This is a genomic window from Marinobacterium aestuarii, from assembly GCF_001651805.1.
Lineage (GTDB): Bacteria > Pseudomonadota > Gammaproteobacteria > Pseudomonadales > Balneatricaceae > Marinobacterium_A > Marinobacterium_A aestuarii.
Window position 1 is genome coordinate 3,670,977 of record NZ_CP015839.1, and the last position, 21,844, is coordinate 3,692,820.

The window sequence follows — 21,844 nt, forward strand, 5'->3', positions numbered from 1 at the left end:
ATCGACCTGCAGAGACACCGGTAACGGTGTGGTCTGCCATAACAACAACTCACCGTCACGACAGAGGTAGCGCCGTGGAACTGCTGGATTTCCTGTCTCAAAATGTCGACCTCATCCTCAAGCTGACGCTTGAGCATATCTCCCTGGTTGCCGTTGCGGTCGGGCTTGCCACTGTCACCGGGGTGCCGATCGGTATTGCCATCACCCAGAACGAAAATGCCGCCCGGGTGGTGCTCTATATCGCCTCCATCATCATCACCATCCCGTCCATTGCGCTGTTCGGCATCATGATCCCGCTGCTCTCCACCATAGGCCAGGGCATTGGTTATCTGCCGGCGGTGATTGCGGTGCTGCTCTACTCGCAGCTGCCCATTATCCGCAACACCCATACCGCCATTAACAACGTCAGCCCGGCGTTGCGCGAGGCGGCACGCGGTGTCGGCATGAGCCCGTTGCAACGCCTGCGCCTGGTGGAAATTCCGCTGGCCATTCCCATCATCATGGCGGGCGTGCGCACCGCGGTGGTGATGAATATAGGCGTGATGGCCATCGCCGCCTATATCGGTGCCGGCGGTCTGGGCGTGCTTATCAGCCGAGGCATTACCCAGAGCGACCCGCGCCAGCTGATTGCCGGCGCCCTTGCGGTCAGCATCCTGGCCGTGATTGCCGACTACGGCCTGCTTCGGCTGCAGAAAAGACTCACACCGGCCGGGCTTGCCGCCGCCTGATCGACCTCCCCGCCGCTGCATTACGGAAAACGACCATGATAAAAATAGAAAATCTCACCAAAATCTTCGATACACCCAACGGCCCTGTCACCGCCGCCGACCAGATCAGCATGGAAGTCCCCGAGGGGGAAATCTGCGTCCTGCTCGGACCCTCAGGTTGCGGCAAGACCACCACCCTCAAAATGATCAACCGCATCATCCCGTCTACCTCGGGCCGTGTGCTGATCAATGGCGAAGACACCACTGGGCTCAATACCGTGGATCTACGCCGCAATATTGGTTATGTGATTCAGCAGATCGGCCTGTTCCCCAACATGACCATCGAGGAAAACATCGCCATAGTGCCCAAACTGCTGGGCTGGCCCGCCGCCCGCTACAAGGCTCGCGCCATCGAATTACTGGACATGGTGGCGCTGGATCCGTCGACCTTCCTGAAGCGTTACCCGCGTGAACTCTCCGGCGGCCAGCAGCAGCGCATCGGCGTGGCCCGCGCCCTGGCGGCGGATCCACCGGTCATGCTGATGGACGAGCCTTTCGGTGCCATAGACCCGATCAATCGGGAGGTAATTCAGGACGAGTTTCTGAAGATGCAGCAGGCGCTGCGCAAGACCATCATGTTTGTCAGCCACGATATAGACGAAGCCGTGAAGATGGCTAACAAGATCGCGATTTTCCGCGGCGGTCGCCTGGTGCAGTACGATACGCCCGACGATATTCTGGCTCACCCCAAGAATGAGTTCGTGGAAAACTTCGTCGGTGACGACCGGGCACTGAAACGCCTGCGACTGGTCCAGGTAAGCCATGTGATGGAGCCAAGGCCGCCCCATGTACAACCGGGTGATTCCCTGCAAACGGCTCTGCAACGCATGGAGCAGCATGGCTACAGTCACGCCATCCTGATGGTGAACGATCGCAAGCAGCCCGTAGGCTATGTCGCCAAAAGCATCTGCCAGACCCTGCAGGGCTATTGCGGCGAGCACTATATTGGCCTCAAGGCCTGCGTAAAGCCCCAGGATGACCTGCGCAAGGTCGCCTCCCTGATGTTCAACCACGATGCCACCTGGCTGCCCTGTGTCGATGAAAATGGTGTCTTGGCAGGTCAGGTCACGCAGCGTGGTATCACTCATCATCTGGGCGCGACCTACCGCAAGAGCAGCAGCGCAGATGCTGCGCTCAGCCCTGCGCCCGCCGTCAGCGCCTGACCCTGGAGACTGTTATGACCAAGCCTGCATACGCTCGATTATTTCGCGTACTGACGCTGCTGGCGGTGTTCACTCTGGGGGCCATCAGCGTACAAAGTGGCGTGCTCGAAGGGCTGCTCAAGTACCAGGAAGATGTCGTCTACCTGGTGGGCCAGCATATTGAACTGGTGTTGATGTCGGGCATCGCTGCCATCCTGATCGGCGTTCCACTTGGGGTGATTCTCAGTCGCCCACGCTTCGCCAAAGGGGCCGAAGGCGCCATGCAGACCCTGAATATCGGCACCACAGTTCCGACCCTGGCCATACTGGCTCTGTCCATGAGCTTTCTGGGTATAGGCACGGCGCCGGCAGTATTCGGGCTCTGTATCGCCTCCCTGCTGCCCATCGTGCGCAACACCTATACCGGTCTGCTGGAAATACCGGCCCACCTCAGGGAAGCCGGCGCCGGTATCGGCATGACCCCGCTACAGATGCTGTTCCGGGTCGAAATCCCCAATGCCCTCTACGTCATTTTTGCCGGTATCCGCACGGCCCTGGCGATCAATGTCGGCACCGTGCCCCTGGCGTTTCTGATCGGCGGTGGCGGTCTGGGCGAATTGATTTTCACCGGTATCGATCTGGACGAACCCTTCATGATGCTGGCCGGTGCCATTCCGACGGCTCTGCTGGCGATCATTGTCGATATCCTGATCGCGCTGATCGCATTTTTGCTGGTTCCCAGGGGCGTCAACCCCCAGAGAACCTGACCCAACCTTCACGTGACAACAACAAAAAAACAGAGGCAAAGACTCATGCGCAAACTGATCAAACAACTGAGCACCGCAGTACTGGCACTGGGCATTGGCAGCGCCGCCCTGGCAGAACCGGTGATTATCGGCGGCAAGAACTTCACCGAACAGCAACTGCTGACCGAAATGACAGCGCAGTACCTTGATCACCTGGGCTACGAGGTGGAACGCCGCGGCGGCATGGGCAGTGCCGTGCTGCGCAAGGCCCAGGAAAACGCCCAGATCGACCTGTACTGGGAATACACCGGCACCTCGCTGCTGGTCTACAACAAGGTAAAGGAAAAGCTCAGCACCCCCGAAGCCGTCTATGAGCGCGTGCGTGAACTCGATGCCAAGGTGGGCCTGACCTGGCTGAATCCCTCCCGGGCGAACAACACCTATGCCCTGGCCATGCGCCGCAGCGATGCCGCCCAAAAAGGCATTGCGACCCTCAGTGACCTGGCGCGGGCGGTGAATGCAGATCAACCACTGGTACTGGCATCCAACGCCGAGTGGTACTCCCGTGATGACGGCTTCAAGCAAATGCAGAAAGCCTATGGCTTCAAGATGGACCGCGACCAGGTCAAACGCATGGATTCGGGCCTGACCTATATCGCACTGCAGGATGAGCAGGTCGACCTGGCGCTGGTATTTGCCACCGATGGCCGCATTCCGGCATTTGACTTCATCTTGCTGCAGGACGACAAGGGCTTCTTCCCCAACTACGCCATCACACCGGTTGTACGGGAGGAAACCCTCAGCCAGCATCCGCAGATGACAGCCCAGCTCAATGCCCTGTCTGCCAAGCTAGATAACGATATCGTCTCGGCGCTTAATGCACGGGTAGATGTCGAACGCACCAGCATCGAACAGGTGGCCGAAGAATTCCTGCGCAGCACCGGCCTGATGTAACCCATTACACGGGTGCCAGGCACAGCCTTGGCACCCCACGGAGTGACCCATGAGCACCTCTGAACACCTGCGCGTCGCCGTGGCGCAATACAACCCGGGTCTGCTGGCAATAGACGCAAACTTCTCCAGGCACGCCGACCTTATTCGTCAGGCACAGCACGACGACCAGGAACTGCTGCTGTTTCCGGAACTCTCGCTAACCGGCTATCAGCTGGGCCGCCAGACGCCCGATGCCGCCATGGGGCGGGACGATGCACGCCTGCTCGAACTGGCGCGTATAGCGCCGGAAATGACCCTGGTACTGGGCTTCGTCGAACAGGCGAGCCCTGGCGAGTACTACAACGCCATCGCCTACCTGCGGGGCGGCCAGGTCATCAAGGTCTATCGCAAGATCAACCTGCCGACCTATGGCGGTCTCGAAGAAGGTAAATGGTATCACCCGGGGGAGGACTTGGCACAGGTCGAGTGCAAACCCCAGTGGCAAGCCAGCGGCCTGATCTGCGCCGACCTGTGGAACCCGGCGCTGGTGCACTGCGCCATGCTGCGCCGGCCCGAGCTACTGCTGGCACCGGTGAACTCCGCCAGCGGTATTGTCAGCCAGGACTTTTCCAACGAGCAGAACTGGGAAACCAACATTCGCTTCTACGCCATGCTCTACGGCGTGCCGGTACTGATGGCCAACCGCTACGGCGCCGAAGGCGACGCCTGGTTCTGGGGCGGCAGCCGCATTCTTGGCCCCCGCGGCGAAGTACTGGCCCAGGCCGAAGATCGCGAATGCCTGATCAGCGCTACCCTTGACCTGCCCTCAATCGCCGCGGCCCGTTTCGACCACCCGGCCATGCGCGACGCCAACACGCCACTGATCAAACGGCTGCTGGATACCTGATCCGACCGCCCTCTCCACTCCACACTGCTGCCCCGAACCCGCCGGCCCCCTTTATCCGGCAAAGAATCCTGCACCCCATGGAAGCCATCATGCAGCCTGTTATCGATTTTATTCACCGCCTGACGTTTGACGACCTGCCCGACGACGTCATTACCCAGGCGCAGCACTGCCTGCTCGATCTGGCGGGTGTTGCCGTGGCCGGTCACGCGACCCGCCTTAGCCAGATCCTCGAAAATTTTGTCTGCAGTCAGTATCCGGGAGATGTGCCCTTGCTGTTCAGCAACCGCAGCGCCAGCGCCTGCGGTGCAACCCTGTTTGGCGCCATGCTGATCGACAGCCTCGATGCCCACGATGGACAGGTGCTGACCAAAGGGCATGTGGGCGTGGCCATTTTGCCGGCGCTGCTGGCCGCCGCCCATGAGCGCGAACAGCAGGGCCAGGCCATCGATGGCCGCGAATTCATCGCCAGCCTGGTGCTGGGCTACGAGATCGCCACCCGCGCCGGCATCGCCCTGCACCGTACCGCCTGCGACTATCACACCTCCGGCGCCTGGAATGGTATCGGCGTCGCTGCGGTGGTCGCACGGCTGCGCGGGCTGGACGCCAGCCAGACCCAGGAGGCCCTGGGCACCGCCGAATTTTACGGGCCGCGCAGCCAGATGATGCGCTGTATCGATCATCCCACCATGCTCAAGGACGGTTCGGGCTGGGGCGCGATGGGCGGCATGAGCGCGGCACTGCTGGCAGAAGCCGGCTTTACCGGATCACCGGCGCTGACACTGAGTGATGCGGCGGTAGCGGACATCTGGGAGGACCTGGGGCAGCGCTGGTACATTCTGGAACAGTACTTCAAGGCCTACCCGGTATGCCGCTGGGCCCAACCTGCCGTAGAGGCCGTGCGTGAACTGCGCAGATACCCCGGCTTTGACGTCCAGCGCATTCGCGAAATTCATATCCACAGCTTTCACGAAGCCACCCGGCTGCACAAGGTACATCCCGAAACCACCGAGCACGCCCAGTACAGCCTGCCGTTCTCCGTCGCCTCGGCGCTGCTGGACGACACCATTTCAGCCCAGGCCATCGCCGAGACCGATGCGGGGCTGTTTCACCCCCGACGCCGGGCGCTTGCCGGCATGATTCGCATGCACGAAAACGCCGATTACAATGCCCTCTTCCCGGCCGAGCGCTGGGCCCATGCGCGCCTGGTGATGGACGATGGCAGCATATTGGAATCGAAACCCGCCATCGCCAGGGGCAACCCGGAAAACCCGCTGACACTGGATGAGCTGATCGACAAGTTCCACAGCCTCAGCGCCCCGCAGCTGCCGGCGGGTCTGCGCACACAGATTCAACAGCAATCGCTGAGCCTGCAAACACTGGATCGCGCAGCCTTAAACGGTTTCATCAAACTGCTGTCTTCGCCACTGCTGCCATCAACAGGCAGCCCGCGCTAAGCCATCCGTTGCTGATAAGCTGCAGATAAAAAGAACCCGCCTGATGGCGGGTTCTTTCGTTCGGCGTTCAAGCGTAAAGCGCTCGAGCTCCCCGGATATCAGAATCCGTACAGCCGCGCCGGGTTATCGACCAGGATTTTCTGGCGCACAGCTGCGTCCGGTGCCCAGTCCGCCAACAGATCCAGCAGATCGCCGTCGTTGGGCATTGGCCGCGAAAAGTGCGGGTGCGGCCAGTCTGAACCCCAGACGCAGCGCTCGACATTCGCTTCAATCAGCGCCCGGGCAAAGGGCACCACATCACTGTAGGGCGGGTACTCCTGGGCACTAAGGCGATAGGCGCCGGACAGCTTGACCCAGGCCTGGCCATCTTGCAGCAGGCGCAGCAACGCCTGAAAACCCGGATGATCCAGCCCCTGGTCACAGGCCATGTGACCCATATGGTCAATCACGACCGGAACCGGCAAGGCGCGGATGCGGCTTTCAAGGTCATCGAAGGTCGACACATCAATCAGGAACTGCAGATGCCACCGGCGTCGCGCCAGGCGCTCGGCCAGGGCTTCAACATCCCCCCAGGCGATGCCCCCCTTGAACAGCAGATTCATGCGCACGCCACAGTGGCCACCCGCCTGCAGTAGATCCAGTTCGGCTTCCGCTATGTCGGCATCAACCACCGCCACGCCCTTGTAGTTTTTACCCAGGCCACGCAGGTAGGCCAGCGCATCCAGCTGCAATCGATTATCGGTGCCATAGACGCTTGGCTGCACCAGCACACCGCGCTCAATACCCAGGCGCTGGTGCAGATGCAGGTAGGCGCCGACGGGTGCATCGGGCGGCGTATAGCTGCGGTTCGGGCTATAGGGATACACACCGGCGGGGCCAAACACATGGGCATGGGTATCACAGGCGCCGGCCGGAACCTCAAATCCGGGGGCACGGGGAAAGGGATCAGCGGCATCACAGACAGGTATCGAATTACCGGGCTTGTCAGACATTACAGATAAAGGCTCGCTCATGGTTTTCACTCCACAGGCTCTAAAACGCAAAAACCCGGAGCCGGCGCAAAGCACCAGCCCCGGGTATTGCACCCAGGCGATCAGACGCTTGTCTTGATCCACTGGGCCACATGACCAGAGAACTCGATAAAGAGCGGGTTCTCATCCAGCATCCACTCCGTATGACCGCCACCGGCCAGCAGGAACAGTTCCTTGGGGCCCGGATAAGCCGCATAGAGGGACTTGGGCTCGGTCACCGGGTGCAGGTCGTTCTCGGCGCCGTGGGCGATCAGCAGGGGGACGCTGGAAAAACGCGCATCCAGCTGAGCTTCAGGGTTGAAGCTGATCAGGGAATCAGCGAAATCAAAGCTCGAGGTCACGCCGTAGCCCGGCGCCTTGACCAGCTCGGAGAAAACGTACTCACGGCTGACCGGGTCCAGCGGGTAGATATCAAACGGGTCAATACCCCTGGGTTCACCACCTTCGGCCAGGCGCAGGCGCTCTTCAGCCATGAACTGCTTGAAGGCCTTCCAGCCGTGCTCGCCACGCAGCGCTTTTTGCACCCGTACGGCATCGAAGAAACCGTTCATCGACACCAGTGCATCCACCTGGCCTTCACAGAGACGGTACGCATCCAGAATCAGGCCACCGGCCATGCCCCAGCCCGCCAGTACAACCTTACGGCCTTCGCTATCGGCACGCTGGCGCACAATGGCGACGGCGCTGGCAATATCACGCACCTGTTCTTCCAGAATCACCCGCTCGCGGATGCCTTCGGACTCCCCGAAACCACGGTAGTCAAAGCCAAATACAGTGAAGCCCTTGGGGGTAAAGGCACGGGCATAGCGCTCCGGGTGGATGTTCTTCTGGCCGGTAAAGCCCGAGCAGACAATCACGATAGGCAGCTTGGGGTCGTTGTTCTGCGCGTCGGTAAAGAAGGCGCCATCGAGTTTCAGGCCGTCACTCTGGAAGGAGATTTTTTGTTCGATCATTGTTTTATACCGTACTGGCTGGGAATGGGTTTGTCTTGCACGGGGTCCATAATGGCGAAACAGCGGCTGACAAAATCATTAATTTCCGACATTATTAGGCACTAATCCGACACACGACAGAGCATCCATGACAACCCCTGACCCAGTACGGCAACCCGAGCATATCGGCTTCTTCCTGGTGCCGGACTTTTCCATGATTTCCTTTGCCGCCGTGGTGGATCCGCTGCGCATGGCCAACCGCATGAGTGGCAAAACGCTCTATCAATGGCACTTCTACGGCCTGCAGGACACGGCGGTGCCCTGCAGCAATGGCGTGACCGTGCAACCGACGCGCACCATGAGTGATATCCAGGGCATCGACCGGATGATCGTTGTGGCCGGCATTCGCGCCCACCTGATTGACGAAAAGCCACTGTTCAAATGGCTGCGTACCCTCGCACGCCAGGGGGTCGGGCTCGGAGCCACCTCGACCGGCAGCCTGTTGCTGGCGCGGGCGGGACTGCTGAAAGGCCGCACCTGCACCATTCACTGGGAAAACCAGCAGAGCATGCAGGAGGAATTTCCTGACCTTAACGTCAGTGGCGAGCTGTATGAAATCGATCGCAATATCATCACCTGCTCCGGCGGGCTGGCGGGCCTGGACATGATCCTGCAGCTGATCGCCCTGAGTCATGGCGAGAAACTCGCCCGGGATGTGGCCGAGCAGTGCATTCACCCCAATATCCGTCCCGCCCACGACAAGCAGCGCATGAAACTGCAACTGCGCTTTGATGCCAGCCACCCTCGCCTGGTTCAGGCGCTGGAGCTGATGGGCGAAAACCTCGAAGAAATCCTTACCTGCGAGGACGTCAGCCAGTACGTGGGCATCTCGAGTCGCCAGCTCGAGCGGCTGTTTCACCAGCACCTGGGGGTGTCACCGGCGAACTACTACATGCAGCTACGCCTGGAGCGGGCCCGCCATCTGTTGCAACAAACCACGATGTCGGTACTGCAGATCGCCACCGCCTGCGGCTTTAACGCCACGTCCTACTTCTCGCGCTGCTACAAGAAACAGTACGACAGAACCCCGCGGGAAGAACGCAGGGCCGAGAGCCTGCCGGCCGATACCGGCACCTGAACCTCGTTCAACACAGGCAGGGGCATCCATCCTCGGTGCCCGGCTCAGGCAGCCGGGCCTATTCGTTTACGATCATTTGAAAGCCGCCGAAGATCATGCGCTTGCCGTCAAAGGGCATGGGGTCCTCCTGGTTTGCGAACAGCGGGTCAGCCATCGCGTCTGCCATGCCTGTATCCCTGACGGCTTTCGAGGGCCAGGTAATCCAGGCAAACACCACGACCTCGTTTTCCTTGCACTGTACCGCCATCGGGAAGGAGGTCACCTTGCCCTCGGGGACATCGTCGCCCCAGCATTCAACCAGATTCAGCGCGCCATGCTTTTTGAATACCGCTGCAACATTGCGGGCAAGCTCGATGTATTTTTCCTTGTTTTCCCGTGGCACTGCGATCACATCACCGTCGACGTAGTTCATGACTCACTCCTGCAGCTAACCTTGCATTGAATAGCCTGGCCCATACGCCCCCCTTTTTCCGCACCCTCTGCGGGCAGGGCAACCCCGGCACCCGGCCTTGCTGATCAGGGAAGCGGTGGCCAGGCCACACACCCGGGTGGGTGCATGGCCAGGCCACCGAACGGGGCCGGATCAGGCCAGGTCGAACCGATCTGCGTTCATCACTTTGGTCCAGGCAGCGACGAAGTCGCGCACAAAACGCTCGCCGGCATCACTCTGAGCGTAGACTTCCGCCAGGGCACGCAGCTGAGAGTTGGAACCGAAGACGAGGTCGACCCGGGTGGCGGTCCACTTCACCTTGCCGGTCTTGCGGTCACGGCCTTCAAACAGGTCGGTATCCTCGGACACCGGTTTCCAGTCGGTGCCCATATCGAGCAGGTTGACGAAGAAATCGTTGGTCAGGGTGCCAGGGCGTTGGGTGAACACGCCTTCCTGGGCCTGGCCATAGTTGGCATCCAGTACCCGCATGCCGCCGACAAGCGCCGTCATTTGCGGGGCACTCAGCTGCAGCAGCTGCGCCTTGTCCACCAGCATCGCCTCATCCGATACGGTGAATTGGGTCCGGCGGTAGTTACGAAAACCGTCGGCATCTGGCTTGAGCGGCGCAAAGGACTCTACGTCGGTTTGCTCCTGGGTGGCATCGGTACGGCCCGGCGTAAACGGAACCTCGATACTATGGCCTACGTCTTTCGCGGCCTTCTCTATAGCGGCGCAGCCCCCCAGAACTATCAGGTCCGCTATCGACACCCGCCTGTTGCCAGACTGGGCATTGAAGGCTTTCTGGACCCCCTCAAGGGTCTGGAGCACCTTAGTCAACTGCGCAGGCTGGTTCACTTCCCAGTCCTTTTGCGGCGCCAGCCGGATACGCGCACCGTTGGCACCACCGCGCTTGTCAGAGCCGCGGAAGGTAGACGCCGATGCCCAGGCGGTTGCAACCAGCTCGGATACCGACAGGCCTGCCTGCAGCACCCGGGCCTTGAGATCCACAATATCCTGCGCGTTCACCAGGGCGTGATCCACCGCCGGCACCGGGTCCTGCCAGATCAGTTCTTCTGCCGGTACCTCCGGGCCAAGGTAACGCGCGATGGGGCCCATGTCGCGGTGCGTCAGTTTGTACCAGGCCCGTGCAAAAGCATCCGCGAACTCGTGCGGATTCGCATGGAAGTGCTGGGCGATCTTGCGGTACTCCGGATCCTCCCGCATGGCCATGTCCGCGGTGGACATCATAGGCGCATGGCGCCTGCTCGGATTGTGGGCATCCGGCACCGTATCTTTTGCGGCTTCATCCCTGGGCGTCCACTGCTGAGCACCGGCCGGGCTCTTGGTCAGTTCCCACTCGTAGCCGAACAGGGTGTCGAAGTAGCTCATGTCCCATTGGGTCGGGGTCGAGGTCCAGGCGCCCTCCAGGCCACTGGTGATGGCATATTCACCCTTGCCTGTACCCAGGCTGTTTTTCCAGCCCAGGCCCATCTCTTCCATGGGGGCGGCCTCTGGCTCAGCGCCTACGTGGACCTCCGGATCGCCCGCACCGTGGGTTTTACCAAAGGTGTGGCCGCCGGCCGTCAGTGCAACGGTCTCGTAGTCGTTCATGGCCATGCGGGCAAAGGTCTCACGGATATCGCGGGCGGAGGCGAGCGGATCCGGGTTGCCGTCCGGGCCTTCCGGGTTGACGTAGATCAGCCCCATCTGCACGGCGGCGAGTGGGGTTTCCAGCTCGCGGTCACCGGCGTAGCGGCTGTTGGCCTTGTCGCTCGTCGCCAGCCATTCGGTCTCGGCACCCCAGTAGATATCCTCTTCCGGCTCCCAGATATCGACTCGACCACCACCGAAACCAAAGGTCTTGAAGCCCATGGATTCCAGCGCCACATTGCCGGCCAGGATCATCAAGTCGGCCCAGGACAGTTTGTTGCCATACTTCTGCTTGATCGGCCAGAGCAGTCGACGCGCCTTGTCGAGGTTGCCGTTGTCCGGCCAGCTGTTCAGCGGCGCAAATCGCTGCGAACCGCTGCCGGCACCACCACGGCCATCACCGATACGGTAGGTCCCCGCGCTGTGCCAGGCCATGCGGATAAAGAAGGGGCCGTAGTGGCCGTAATCCGCCGGCCACCAGTCCTGGGAGTCGGTCATCAGCGCCTGCAGATCGCTTTTCACCGCCTGCAGGTCGAGCTTCCTGAAGGCGTCAGCGTAACTGAAGTCCTCGTCCATCGGGCTCATTTCAGATGTGTTCTGGTGGAGAATTCTGAGGTTCAGCTGGTTCGGCCACCAGTGGAGGTTTGCGGTGCCCTTGTCACCCAGGCTGGTGCGAGATCCGTGCATGACCGGGCACTTGCCTGCGGCACCGCTATCGTTATTATTTGCGCTCATGTTTTTCTCCTGTTGTCTTGTGACACTGACTCGTCCAACTGCGTGTTAACAAGGTATACCAACTCAGTGCCATTGGTTGAAATTGCTTATCCTGATCAATCCGATAGTCTTTCTGCATGGCCCGTCTTGCAGCATGGGAATTCGTGCTTTTTAACCTGGCGGACAGCCCGGTTTCCCCGGCTATTCATTATGGTCGTCACCACTCAGGTTAGCTCCTTATGGCAGCAGGACTGCTGTAGAATCCAGTCGACAGAATCCGCAGCGGCGTCGGCAGAAAAGCCGCGGAGCGAATCGGTAAAAAATCTTTCTATAACAATACGTATTTTCGCCAGACAGAGACCGGATCATGCCAGAAGACATTGCGGCAGCAACCCAAGCGAGTGCGCCTGAAATATCACTCAGCAAGCTGTTGCGGGAAATAACGGACTTCCTGCCGGAGTCGGCCCTGCCAGCCTGGGAACTGGTTTCGCAAAACCCCGTACTGGGGTCGCTGCTGATCGCGCTGGTGTTTTATGTACTGGGGGTGTGCTTTCGCTCCCTGCTGACCAATGTCATCGGGCGCGTCATCGGTTTGGACAGATCCCCGGTGGACAACACCGCGCTGCAGTATTTGCGCAAACCCGTGTTTGTGACCGTCTTCTTTTTTGGCCTGTCGCTGGCCGTCAGCGTCCTCAACATGCCGCTGGGCAATGGCATCGTCAACCTGCTGTTCTCACTGATCACCGTCAGCTGGATGACGGCGGCGTTTCGCATATCCACCCTGCTGCTCGAAGCCCTGAGCGGCGAGAACCGCTTCAAGCTCGTCGATAGCAAAACCGTGCCGCTATTCGACCTCACGAGCAAGCTGGTCATCATCATGATCGGCAGCTACATACTGCTACTGATCTGGGGTATCAACCCGGTGGGCTGGCTGGCGTCCGCCGGTATTGTCGGTATCGCCGTGGGTTTTGCCGCCAAGGATACGCTGGCCAACCTGTTTTCCGGTTTTTTCATTGTTGCCGACGCCCCTTACAAGATCGGCGACTATATCAACCTGGATACCGGCGAACGCGGCAAGGTCTGCGCCATAGGCCTGCGCAGCACCCGCCTGCTGACCCGCGATGATGTGGAAATCACCATCCCCAACGGCGTCATCGCCAATGCAAAGATCATCAATGAAAGCGGCGGGCCTTTGAATGTCCGCATTCGCATCGTGGTGGGGGTGGCCTATGGCTCCGATGTCGATCAGGTGGGCGAGCTGCTGATGCAGGCGGGCCTGGCGCACCCTGAGGTCTGCACCTCGCCGGAGCCGCGAGTGCGCCTGCGCGGCTTTGGTGCCTCGAGCCTCGACTTCAACCTGATGTGCTGGATTCGACACCCCCAGGACAGAGGTCGCATATCCCATGACCTGAATGTGGCGATTTACAAACTGTTTAGAGAACACGCAGTAGAAATTCCCTACGCCAAGCAAGATCTGTATATCAAGCAATGGCCGCAAGGTAATCAACTGGGTAAGTCGTGATTCGTGATTCGTGATTCGTGATTCGTAGATCATGATGAGTGCCGGGGAATGCTCCGACACCCAGGCACTGCGCTATCGTCTACCCCTCCAGAAACGCATCCAGACTGATGTTCTGTACATCCAGATACCTGGCCAGCACACCGACGATCAGCTCGTGATCATCACGGGACGGCAGGCCCGATACGGTGATGACCGCAACAACGCCGACGCCCGTGACTCGCACCGGAAAGCTGCCGCCGTGGGCGGCATAGTCCAGCGGATCTAGCCCCATATCCTGCCCGACGCTCTGGCCCGATGCCTTCAGGCGCTCACCGCACAGCAGGGACGAGCACTGCTTGCGCAGCGTCATATTACCCTTGCGACGCGCCCACTCATCGTTGTCCGGCGCCGAACCCGGCAGGGCCGCGAAGTACAGCCGGCGGTTAGCCGTGCGGATATCGATCACTACCGGGGCCTTGCTCGCCACCGCCCGTTCCCGCAACGCATTACCTATTTCAAAGGCGGTATCTTCATCGAAACCGCCCAATACCAGAGCCTGCTCCTGCTGCTCCAGCGCGCTGATCAAATTAGTCACCTTCACCTCTTTTTTTTGGTCTGTTGTCGCTGTTATGTTGGTGGAACCGGGTGGAGCTGCGCGATACCTTCCTGCACTCTAGCTTTCGCCCCTCGCCCAGCAGTGTACGTCATTGGATTGCAGTAAAAACAGAGCCTTGAGCCCCTCACCAAAAACGCCGACAGCATGGCGTTTGCACCACACTGTCGGCGTTATTTCAGATACCAGTACTGGCTTGTGCGCCTGTCTCAGCTTTTATCCTGGCCCTTGCCCCTTTTACTTTTACCTTTTACCTTGCCCCTTTTACCTTTTAACTTGAACCTGCCTTTTAAGACACAAACTCCGCCATCCGGCGCCGACTTACCATGCCGGTGAACTCGCCTTCCTCGTTGGTTACGCCGATTGGCTGGTCCTCCTTGCCCACCAGCAGGCGCGGCAACAGGGCTTCAAGTTCTGCGCTGTCGGGCACACAGTTCACATCGCTGACGTAATCGGCAATATTCCCCGCGCCTTCGCTCAGGGCCCGCTCGGCTTCGCCCAGGGTAATGATGCCCTTGAGGCTTTTGCCATCGAGCACACAGGCATAATCTGCATGGCGTTCGCGGATCTTATCCAGTGCCTGCTGCGGCGACGTGCGCCCGGTCAGGGTCAGCAGAGTCTTGTTCACCACATGGGCGGCCGTAAGCACCTTGGTACGGTTAACGTCGTGCACGAAGGCCTCAACGTAGTCGTCCGCCGGGTGCAGCAGTATATCCTCAGGGTTGCCCACCTGAATCAGCTTGCCGTCGCGCAGGATGGCTATCTTGTCCCCCAGGCGCAGGGCTTCATCCAGGTCATGGGTAATGAAGATAATGGTTTTGTGCAGCTTGTGCTGCAGGCTGATCAGCTGATCCTGCATCTCGCGGCGAATCAGTGGATCCAGCGCCGAGAAGGCCTCGTCCATCAACAGTATTTCGGCATCGGTACAGAGCGCCCGGGCCAGGCCCACACGCTGCTGCTGACCACCGGAGAGCTGCGACGGATACTGATCTTCGTAGCCGCCAAGGCCGACCGCATCAAGCCAGTGCATGGCCTTTTCCCGCACCTTGTCTTTGGAAAGCCCCTGAATGCTCAGGCCATAACCGACGTTCTCCAGCACGCTGTGGTGCGGCAACAAGCCAAAGCGCTGAAACACCATGGACATCTTGTGGCGCCTAAAGTCCTGCAGCTCTCTTGCGGAGAACTTCATTACATCCACGCCATCGACAAAGATATGACCCTGAGTGGGGTCGATCAGGCGATTAAAATGCCGAATCAGGGTCGACTTGCCGGAACCCGACAGCCCCATGATGACAAAGATCTCGCCCTTGTTGATATCCAGGTTAATGTTCTGCAACCCTAGGGTATGACCGGTGGCGGCGAGAATTTCATCCTTGCTCTGGCCGGCTTCCACCATCGGGATCACGGATTCCGGCTTCTCACCGAACACCTTGAACAGGTTTTCTATCCTAACCAGAGGCTCAGCCATGATCAGTACCCTCCATGTGCTTCTGCGTGCGCTTGGCGTAGGCCTGGGAAACACGATCGAAGATGATCGCCAGCGCCACAATCGCCAGGCCGTTAAACAGACCCAGGGTAAAGTACTGGTTGGTGATGGACTTGAGCACCGGTTGCCCCAGTCCCTTGACGCCGATCATGGAGGCGATAACCACCATGGCCAGAGACATCATGATGGTCTGGTTGATACCCGCCATGATGGTGGGCATCGCCAGCGGTAACTGCACGCCCATCAGGCGCTGAGTGGGGCTGGCACCGTAGGATGTCGCCGCCTCCAGCACTTCGCGATCCACCAGCCGAATGCCCAGGTTGGTGAGTCGGATAACCGGTGGAATGGCATAGATGACTACCGCGATTACGCCCGGAATACGACCAATCCCCAGCAGCATGACCACCGGTATAAGGTACACAAAGGCCGGCATGGTCTGCATGATATCCAGCATGGGGGTGACCGTGGACTGCACCCGATCGGAGCGCGCCATCATGATGCCCACCGGAATGCCCAACGCAATCGACAGCATGGTACAGACGGTAATAATGCTGAGGGTACGCATGGTGTCTTCCCACATGCCGAAATAGCCGATCAGCAGAAAGGACACAACAACCCCCAGGGAAAGCTTCCAGGAGCGGGATGCAAAATACGCCAGCGCCGTGATCGCGATAATAATCAGCGGCCAGGGCGTATTCAGCAGAAGTTTTTCAAACCAGATAAGAAAGGTGAGTAGCGGATCGAAGATGGCTTCGATACTTTCACCATACTCGCGGGAAAAGTCGCGGTAGGTAGCGTCGAGGGACTTGCGAATAGCCAGCAGGCCTTCGCGACTCATTTTGGGAAATTCGGTTAGCCAAGATTCACTGGCCATAAAGGATATCCTGTGCTGTGGATCAGGCGACATCGCAGGCAGCCTCCCTGCGCCTGCGGTCTTTAGCGGTTACTCAGGTGATTACAGCTTGCCGAGCGCATCCTTGACCTTGGCGGCCACTTCGGGCTCCAGCCAGGCGGACCAGCTGCTTTCATTCTCCATCAGGTAGTGCTCCATGGCGATTTCGCCATCGGCCTGATTGTCTTCCATCCAGGCCAGCAGCTTGTTCAGATCGCCGTTGCTGAAAGATCGCGTGGCCAGGTATTCAAACTCCTTGGGGTGGCTTTTGGCGAAATCCGACGTGGTGTAACTGTACACCGGCGACTCGGGCCACATGGTCACCTTGGGCTCAAGACAGTCTTCCTTGGTGGTGCAGCTCAGAAAATGTTCCTTGTCGACCCCACTGCCAAAATCAACCTTCACCATGTCGTACTTGCCGAGAATAGCCGTTGGCGCCCAGTAGTAGCCCAGCCAGGCCTCCTCACGCTCATAGGCACGGGCAATGGAACCATCCAGCCCCGCCGCCGAACCCGGATCAATCAGTTCAAACCCGGCGTCTTCCAGCTTGAGGGCGCGGTACAGGTTATTCACCACCAGCTGGCAACCCCAGCCCGCCGGGCAGCCTATCAGGGCCGAGCGATCCGGATCTTCCGGGTGGATAAACAGCTTGGCGTTGGCTTTTACGCCTTCAATGGTGGCCAGGCTCGGGTCCTTGTCGACCATGTACTTGGGCACCCAGAGCGCTTCCTCGCCACCTTCAGACAGCACCTTGCCGGCTACCTGCAGTTGACCCTCGGCCACGGCCTTGTCCAGCGCGGCCTGGAATGAGTTGGTCCAGAGCTCAGGCGCTATATCCGGCTCCCTCTTCTCCATCATGGAAGTAGTGGTGGGCATGGTATCGCCGGGCACCAGCTCTGCGGCACAGCCAAAACCATGTTCAAGTATGAAACGGTCTATATTGGCGATCAGTGTCGCCGAACTCCAGTTCATGTCTGCGATCGTGACCTTGCCGCAATCTTCGGCGGCGAAGCCGGTGGATGCAGCCAGCATAAGCGCGACTGCTGCGAGAGACTTCTTCATGGCGGACTCCTGTTTCATCAATTAGCACTCGTCACTGAACAGCCTGAATCTCACACCCAGATTAGTTCCAAATCAGCAACAATGCGCCTGACGGTTTTATTGTTATAAGCTTAGACAATAAACAAAAATCAAACATTTACAACAAGTTACAAACATATTCATTGACGACAACAAACACTCTGCCTGTCGTCACGAGCAGACACTATATCATTTAAAAACAGAATAAACACAGCTGCCCCGGGGCCTAAGCGGACCCAAGGCCTGCTCCCGGTAACCCGCGTCCCTGCGCGATACGCACCCTCTATCTTGCTGCACACAGGAGCGCGACTCATTGAATCAGTGTGGCACAGAGTCCAGTCATTAGCCGTGCCACAGAAGGCGATTCGGCGCAGCAATAGCGCCTGCCGGCACCCGCCTGCGCCCTGCACCTTGCCTGAAAACAGCGCTAGACGACCGGTCTAATTACACGTAGACTCGCCCCACTGACTACAGGATCACCGCCATGACCGACCAAAGCACCGTCCGACAGCATATTCTTGATGCCGCCAGGCCCGTGATCCTGCACAAGGGCTTCACCGCCGCCGGCCTGAGTGAAATTCTGCGCTGTGCCGCCGTTCCCAAGGGTTCGTTCTATCACTACTTCAAATCCAAGGAACTGTTTGGCGAGGCCATGCTGGAGGCTTACTTCAGCGATTACCTGGCCCGCCTCGATGGCCTGCTGACGGATACCGGTGAGCCTGCCGCCCAGCGGCTGATGGGCTACTGGTCGCTGTGGATGGAAACACAGCTGGCCGAGGATCCGGTGGGCAAGTGCCTGGCGGTAAAGCTCAGCGGCGAGGTGTCGGATCTGTCCGAAGCCATGCGCTGCGCCCTGCACAAGGGTACCAGCCGTATTGTCGAGCGCCTCTCACGCTGCATTGAAGAGGGCCGCATCGATGGCTCGGTCAGTAGCAGCCTGTCATCCAACCAGCTGGCGGAAGCCCTGTACCAGATGTGGCTGGGCGCCACCCTGCTGACCAAGGTCCGCCGCGATGACAGCGCCCTTAAAACCGCCATGCACTCAACCCGCGCGGCCCTGGGGCTGGCAGCCTGTCGGACTTAACACTGATCTACTGCGGAAAAACCGCCTTTGGTCATTTTTCGTGCTCTTTTTGACTCGTCGCAGGCTCCTCGGTCTTCGACCCCGCTAAAGCGGTTCTTTACACTGCGTTCCAAGTGTTAAATAGAACCACTATTTGCCTCAAAAGAGCTCAAAAACTGCCTCAAAACGGACTTTCCCTCGCTACGACCGGCCAAGCCCGACAGGCTGCTGGCCGACAACACGCGATAAACACGCCCTTAAAAATACAGAGCACCGCCACCTTATACCGCTGGCGGTTATTTTTTACCTTATCATTAGACGACCGGTCTAATTGGAGCAAGCATGAACAGCTTTAGTTTCTACAACCCGACCCGCATCATCTTTGGACAGGACAGCCTGTCCCAGCTGGACAGCCAGATCCCCCAGTCCGCCCGCGTGCTGATTCTGCTGGGCGGCAACAGCGCCCGCCACAACGGCACTCTGGACGAAGTCACCGCGGCCCTTGGCGAGCGGACAGTGTTTGAATTCAACGGCATTGAGCCCAACCCCAGCTACGAGACCCTGATGGAAGCCGTCGCCCTGGTACGGCGTGAAAAGCTGGACTTCCTGCTGGCCGTCGGCGGCGGTTCGGTGATCGATGGCACCAAGTTTGTCGCCGCCGCCGTGCCCTTTGACGGCGAGCCCTGGGGCATCCTTGAAAGCGGTGGCCAGCGCATCGAACGGGCGCTGCCTTTTGGCACAGTGCTGACCCTGCCCGCCACCGGCTCGGAAATGAACAACGGCGGCGTAGTCACCCGTAAAGCCACCCAGGACAAGCTCCCGTTCCGCAGCCAGCATGTATTCCCGCAGTTTTCGGTTATGGACCCCACCAAGACCTATACCCTGCCGCCGCGCCAGATCGCCAACGGCGTCGTGGATGCCTTCGTGCACATTACCGAGCAGTACCTCACTTACCCTGCCGGCGGCATGGCACAGGATCGCTTTGCCGAAGGCCTGCTGCAGACCCTGGTCGAGATTGGCCCCAGAGCACTGGAAACGCCGCAGGACTATGAGACCCGCGCCAACCTCATGTGGGTGGCAACACTCGCACTCAACGGCCTGATCGGCGCCGGTGTGCCGCAGGACTGGGCAACCCACATGATCGGCCACGAACTGACAGCTCTCTACGATATCGACCATGCCCGCACCCTCGCCATAGTGCTGCCGTCCTTGCTGCAGGTGCAGCGAGAAGACAAGCGCGGCAAGCTGCTGCAGTACGCCGAACGGGTGTGGCATATCACCGAAGGTGACGACGACGCCCGCATCGACCAGGCCATTGCGCACACCCGTGCGTTTTTCGAAAGCGTCGGTATCGCCACGCGCCTGGGCGATTACGATCTGGGCCCCGAAGCGGTGGATGCCGTGGTCGCTCAACTCGACAAGCACGGCCTGACAGCCCTGGGTGAACACAAGAACATCAACCTGGATGTCAGCCGCAGCATTCTGAACGCTGCGCTCTGATCAGACCCCGGCCCCACCAAAAAATTTTAAGGAAAACGTCAATGACCACGAATACACAGAGCAACCGTCGCATCGTACTGGCCTCACGCCCCCAGGGCGCGCCTACGGCAGCAAACTTCCAGCTGGAAGAAACCGCTATCCCGGTACCTGCCGCAGGCCAGGTATTGCTGCGCACCGAATACCTGTCGCTGGACCCGTACATGCGCGGTCGCATGAGCGATGGTCCCTCCTATGCAGAGCCCGTGGCGCTGGGTGAGGTCATGGTTGGCGGCACCGTCAGCCGGGTCGAGCAATCGATGCATCCGGACTTCAAGGTCGGTGATCGGGTACAGGGCTATGCCGGCTGGCAGGACTATGCGCTGTCCGATGGCACCGCCCTGGTCAAGCTCGCGCCTGATATGCAGCAACCCTCACAGGCACTGGGTGTGCTGGGCATGCCGGGCTTTACCGCTTATATGGGGTTGCTGGACATAGGCCAGCCCAAGGCCGGCGAAACTCTGGTGGTGGCTGCGGCCAGCGGTGCCGTGGGATCAGTGGTCGGCCAGATCGGCAAGATCCTGGGCTGTCGTGTGGTGGGCATTGCCGGCGGCGCCGACAAATGTGGCTACGTCACCGACGAGCTCGGCTTTGATGCCTGCATCGATCGACGCGACCCGGACTTCGCCGCCCAACTGGCCAGCGCCTGCCCCAATGGCATTGATGTCTACTATGAAAACGTCGGCGGCGCCGTGTTCGATGCAGTACTGCCACTGCTCAATACCGGTGCCCGGGTACCCGTGTGCGGCCTGATTGCACACTACAATGACACCGAACTGCCCGCAGGTCCCGATCGGCTGGGCCTGCTGACCCGTACACTGCTGGTGAAGCGTATCCGCATGCAGGGCTTTATCATCTTTGATGACTACGCCCATCGCTACCCCGAGTTCTTCACCCAGATGAACCAGTGGCTGCAGGACGGTCGCATCCAGTTTCGCGAAGACATTATCGACGGCCTGGAGCAGGCGCCCGAGGGCCTTATCGGTCTGTTACAGGGGCACAATTTCGGCAAGCTGATCGTACGGGTCTGAACCTGCCCCCAACCTCTTCACGACAAGGAACATGCATACAATGAATATCCTGATAGTTTTGACCTCCCACGATCGCCTGGGCGACAGCGGCGAAAAAACCGGCTTTTGGCTCGAGGAGTTCGCAGCACCCTATTACAGCCTCAAGGATGCCGGCGCGACCCTGACCCTGGCCTCCCCCGCCGGTGGCCGGCCACCGCTGGACCCCAAAAGCGATGTGCCGGACTTTCAGACCGATGCCACCCGCCGTTTTGAGCAGGATCCCGGCGCCCAGGCGCAACTGGCCACGACCCTCAAGCTCGGCACCATCAACCCCGCCGACTACGATGCCGTATTTTACCCTGGGGGCCATGGCCCACTGTGGGATCTGGCAGAGGATCGCGACTCCATTACCCTGATCGAAGCCCTGTACGGCGCAGGCAAACCCATCGCCGCCGTGTGCCATGCTCCTGCCGTGCTGCGCCACACTAAAACAGCGGACGGCAAGCCCCTGGTAAACGGCAAAAAAGTAACCGGCTTTAGCAACAGCGAAGAAGAGGCCGTGGGACTCACCCAAATCGTGCCTTTCCTGGTGGAAGACATGCTCAATGCCAACGGCGGCCTGTACACCAAAGCAGAGGACTGGCACTCCCACGTCGAAACCGACGGCCTGCTGATCACCGGGCAAAACCCGGGCTCATCTGAAGCCACGGCCCTGGCACTGCTAGCTGCGCTGGGCAAATAACAACCAGACGTAAAAAAGCCCCGGCTACCTTTATGCAAAGGTAGCCGGGGCTTTTGTGTTATTCAGAAGATTGCAGC

General features: G+C 59.6%; 20 protein-coding genes. 12 read left to right on the top strand and 8 right to left on the bottom strand.

Features of this window, described 5'->3' with window-relative positions; all coding sequences use genetic code 11:
* Positions 1-74 precede the first annotated feature (74 nt).
* From A8C75_RS16090 to A8C75_RS16115, 6 genes are all read left to right on the top strand, one after another.
* Positions 75-728: an ABC transporter permease gene (locus tag A8C75_RS16090; RefSeq protein WP_067384698.1), complete on the top strand. Its 654-nt coding sequence runs from the start codon at positions 75-77 to the stop codon at positions 726-728.
* 35 nt (positions 729-763) lie between these two features.
* On the top strand, positions 764-1,930 hold the full coding sequence (locus A8C75_RS16095) for an ABC transporter ATP-binding protein (protein WP_067384701.1): 1,167 nt from the start codon (positions 764-766) through the stop codon (positions 1,928-1,930).
* 14 nt (positions 1,931-1,944) lie between these two features.
* Positions 1,945-2,676, top strand: coding sequence for an ABC transporter permease (locus A8C75_RS16100; protein WP_067384704.1), 732 nt, complete (start codon positions 1,945-1,947; stop codon positions 2,674-2,676).
* Positions 2,677-2,721: 45 nt separating this feature from the next.
* Positions 2,722-3,609, top strand: a complete 888-nt coding sequence (locus A8C75_RS16105) for a glycine betaine ABC transporter substrate-binding protein (RefSeq protein ID WP_067384705.1) — start codon at positions 2,722-2,724, stop codon at positions 3,607-3,609.
* A gap of 49 nt (positions 3,610-3,658) precedes the next feature.
* Positions 3,659-4,495 (top strand): nitrilase-related carbon-nitrogen hydrolase, encoded by an 837-nt coding sequence (locus tag A8C75_RS16110; protein WP_067384708.1) that lies wholly within the window; start codon positions 3,659-3,661, stop codon positions 4,493-4,495.
* An 89-nt stretch (positions 4,496-4,584) separates the two neighbouring features.
* On the top strand, positions 4,585-5,949 hold the full coding sequence (locus A8C75_RS16115; protein ID WP_067387397.1) for an MmgE/PrpD family protein: 1,365 nt from the start codon (positions 4,585-4,587) through the stop codon (positions 5,947-5,949).
* 98 nt (positions 5,950-6,047) lie between these two features.
* Here the strand turns inward: A8C75_RS16115 and A8C75_RS16120 are convergent, their stop codons facing one another.
* Together A8C75_RS16120 and A8C75_RS16125 are read right to left on the bottom strand one after the other, a co-directional pair.
* Positions 6,048-6,962: an amidohydrolase family protein gene (locus tag A8C75_RS16120; protein ID WP_227819949.1), complete on the bottom strand. Its 915-nt coding sequence runs from the start codon at positions 6,960-6,962 to the stop codon at positions 6,048-6,050.
* Positions 6,963-7,042: 80 nt separating this feature from the next.
* The gene (locus A8C75_RS16125) at positions 7,043-7,933 is read right to left on the bottom strand and encodes an alpha/beta hydrolase (RefSeq protein ID WP_067384710.1); all 891 of its coding nucleotides are present in this window, start codon (positions 7,931-7,933) and stop codon (positions 7,043-7,045) included.
* A 127-nt stretch (positions 7,934-8,060) separates the two neighbouring features.
* Here A8C75_RS16125 and A8C75_RS16130 point away from each other — a divergent pair, with 127 nt between their 5' ends.
* Positions 8,061-9,050 (top strand): GlxA family transcriptional regulator, encoded by a 990-nt coding sequence (locus A8C75_RS16130; RefSeq protein ID WP_067384711.1) that lies wholly within the window; start codon positions 8,061-8,063, stop codon positions 9,048-9,050.
* Positions 9,051-9,108: 58 nt separating this feature from the next.
* On the opposite strand, the gene A8C75_RS16135 is transcribed toward A8C75_RS16130, so the two are convergent.
* Positions 9,109-9,462, bottom strand: coding sequence for a DUF1428 domain-containing protein (locus A8C75_RS16135; protein ID WP_067384714.1), 354 nt, complete (start codon positions 9,460-9,462; stop codon positions 9,109-9,111).
* 171 nt (positions 9,463-9,633) lie between these two features.
* Positions 9,634-11,865 (bottom strand): catalase/peroxidase HPI, encoded by a 2,232-nt coding sequence (katG, locus tag A8C75_RS16140; protein ID WP_067384716.1) that lies wholly within the window; start codon positions 11,863-11,865, stop codon positions 9,634-9,636.
* Positions 11,866-12,211: 346 nt separating this feature from the next.
* On the opposite strand from katG, the gene A8C75_RS16145 reads away from it, so the two are divergent.
* On the top strand, positions 12,212-13,366 hold the full coding sequence (locus A8C75_RS16145; RefSeq protein WP_067384718.1) for a mechanosensitive ion channel family protein: 1,155 nt from the start codon (positions 12,212-12,214) through the stop codon (positions 13,364-13,366).
* Between the two features lie 79 nt (positions 13,367-13,445).
* On the opposite strand, the gene A8C75_RS16150 is transcribed toward A8C75_RS16145, so the two are convergent.
* From A8C75_RS16150 to A8C75_RS16165, 4 genes are all read right to left on the bottom strand, one after another.
* The gene (locus A8C75_RS16150) at positions 13,446-13,940 is read right to left on the bottom strand and encodes a heme-degrading domain-containing protein (protein ID WP_067384720.1); all 495 of its coding nucleotides are present in this window, start codon (positions 13,938-13,940) and stop codon (positions 13,446-13,448) included.
* Positions 13,941-14,247: 307 nt separating this feature from the next.
* Positions 14,248-15,426, bottom strand: a complete 1,179-nt coding sequence (locus A8C75_RS16155; RefSeq protein WP_067384722.1) for a quaternary amine ABC transporter ATP-binding protein — start codon at positions 15,424-15,426, stop codon at positions 14,248-14,250.
* Positions 15,419-16,318: an ABC transporter permease gene (locus tag A8C75_RS16160; protein ID WP_067384723.1), complete on the bottom strand. Its 900-nt coding sequence runs from the start codon at positions 16,316-16,318 to the stop codon at positions 15,419-15,421. The genes A8C75_RS16155 and A8C75_RS16160 overlap by 8 nt, the downstream gene beginning before the upstream one ends.
* Positions 16,319-16,399: 81 nt before the next feature.
* Entirely contained in the window at positions 16,400-17,398 is a 999-nt protein-coding gene (locus A8C75_RS16165; RefSeq protein WP_067384726.1) for an ABC transporter substrate-binding protein, read from the bottom strand.
* A 502-nt stretch (positions 17,399-17,900) separates the two neighbouring features.
* On the opposite strand from A8C75_RS16165, the gene A8C75_RS16170 reads away from it, so the two are divergent.
* From A8C75_RS16170 to A8C75_RS16185, 4 genes are all read left to right on the top strand, one after another.
* Positions 17,901-18,500, top strand: a complete 600-nt coding sequence (locus tag A8C75_RS16170) for a TetR/AcrR family transcriptional regulator (protein WP_067384737.1) — start codon at positions 17,901-17,903, stop codon at positions 18,498-18,500.
* Between the two features lie 321 nt (positions 18,501-18,821).
* Complete coding sequence (locus A8C75_RS16175) at positions 18,822-19,979, top strand: iron-containing alcohol dehydrogenase (RefSeq protein WP_067384750.1); 1,158 nt, start codon at positions 18,822-18,824, stop codon at positions 19,977-19,979.
* A 41-nt stretch (positions 19,980-20,020) separates the two neighbouring features.
* The gene (locus tag A8C75_RS16180; RefSeq protein WP_067384752.1) at positions 20,021-21,046 is read left to right on the top strand and encodes an NADP-dependent oxidoreductase; all 1,026 of its coding nucleotides are present in this window, start codon (positions 20,021-20,023) and stop codon (positions 21,044-21,046) included.
* A gap of 40 nt (positions 21,047-21,086) precedes the next feature.
* A complete protein-coding gene (locus tag A8C75_RS16185) occupies positions 21,087-21,767 on the top strand; it encodes a type 1 glutamine amidotransferase domain-containing protein (protein ID WP_067384754.1) in 681 nt (226 codons plus the stop codon).
* Positions 21,768-21,844 lie beyond the last annotated feature (77 nt).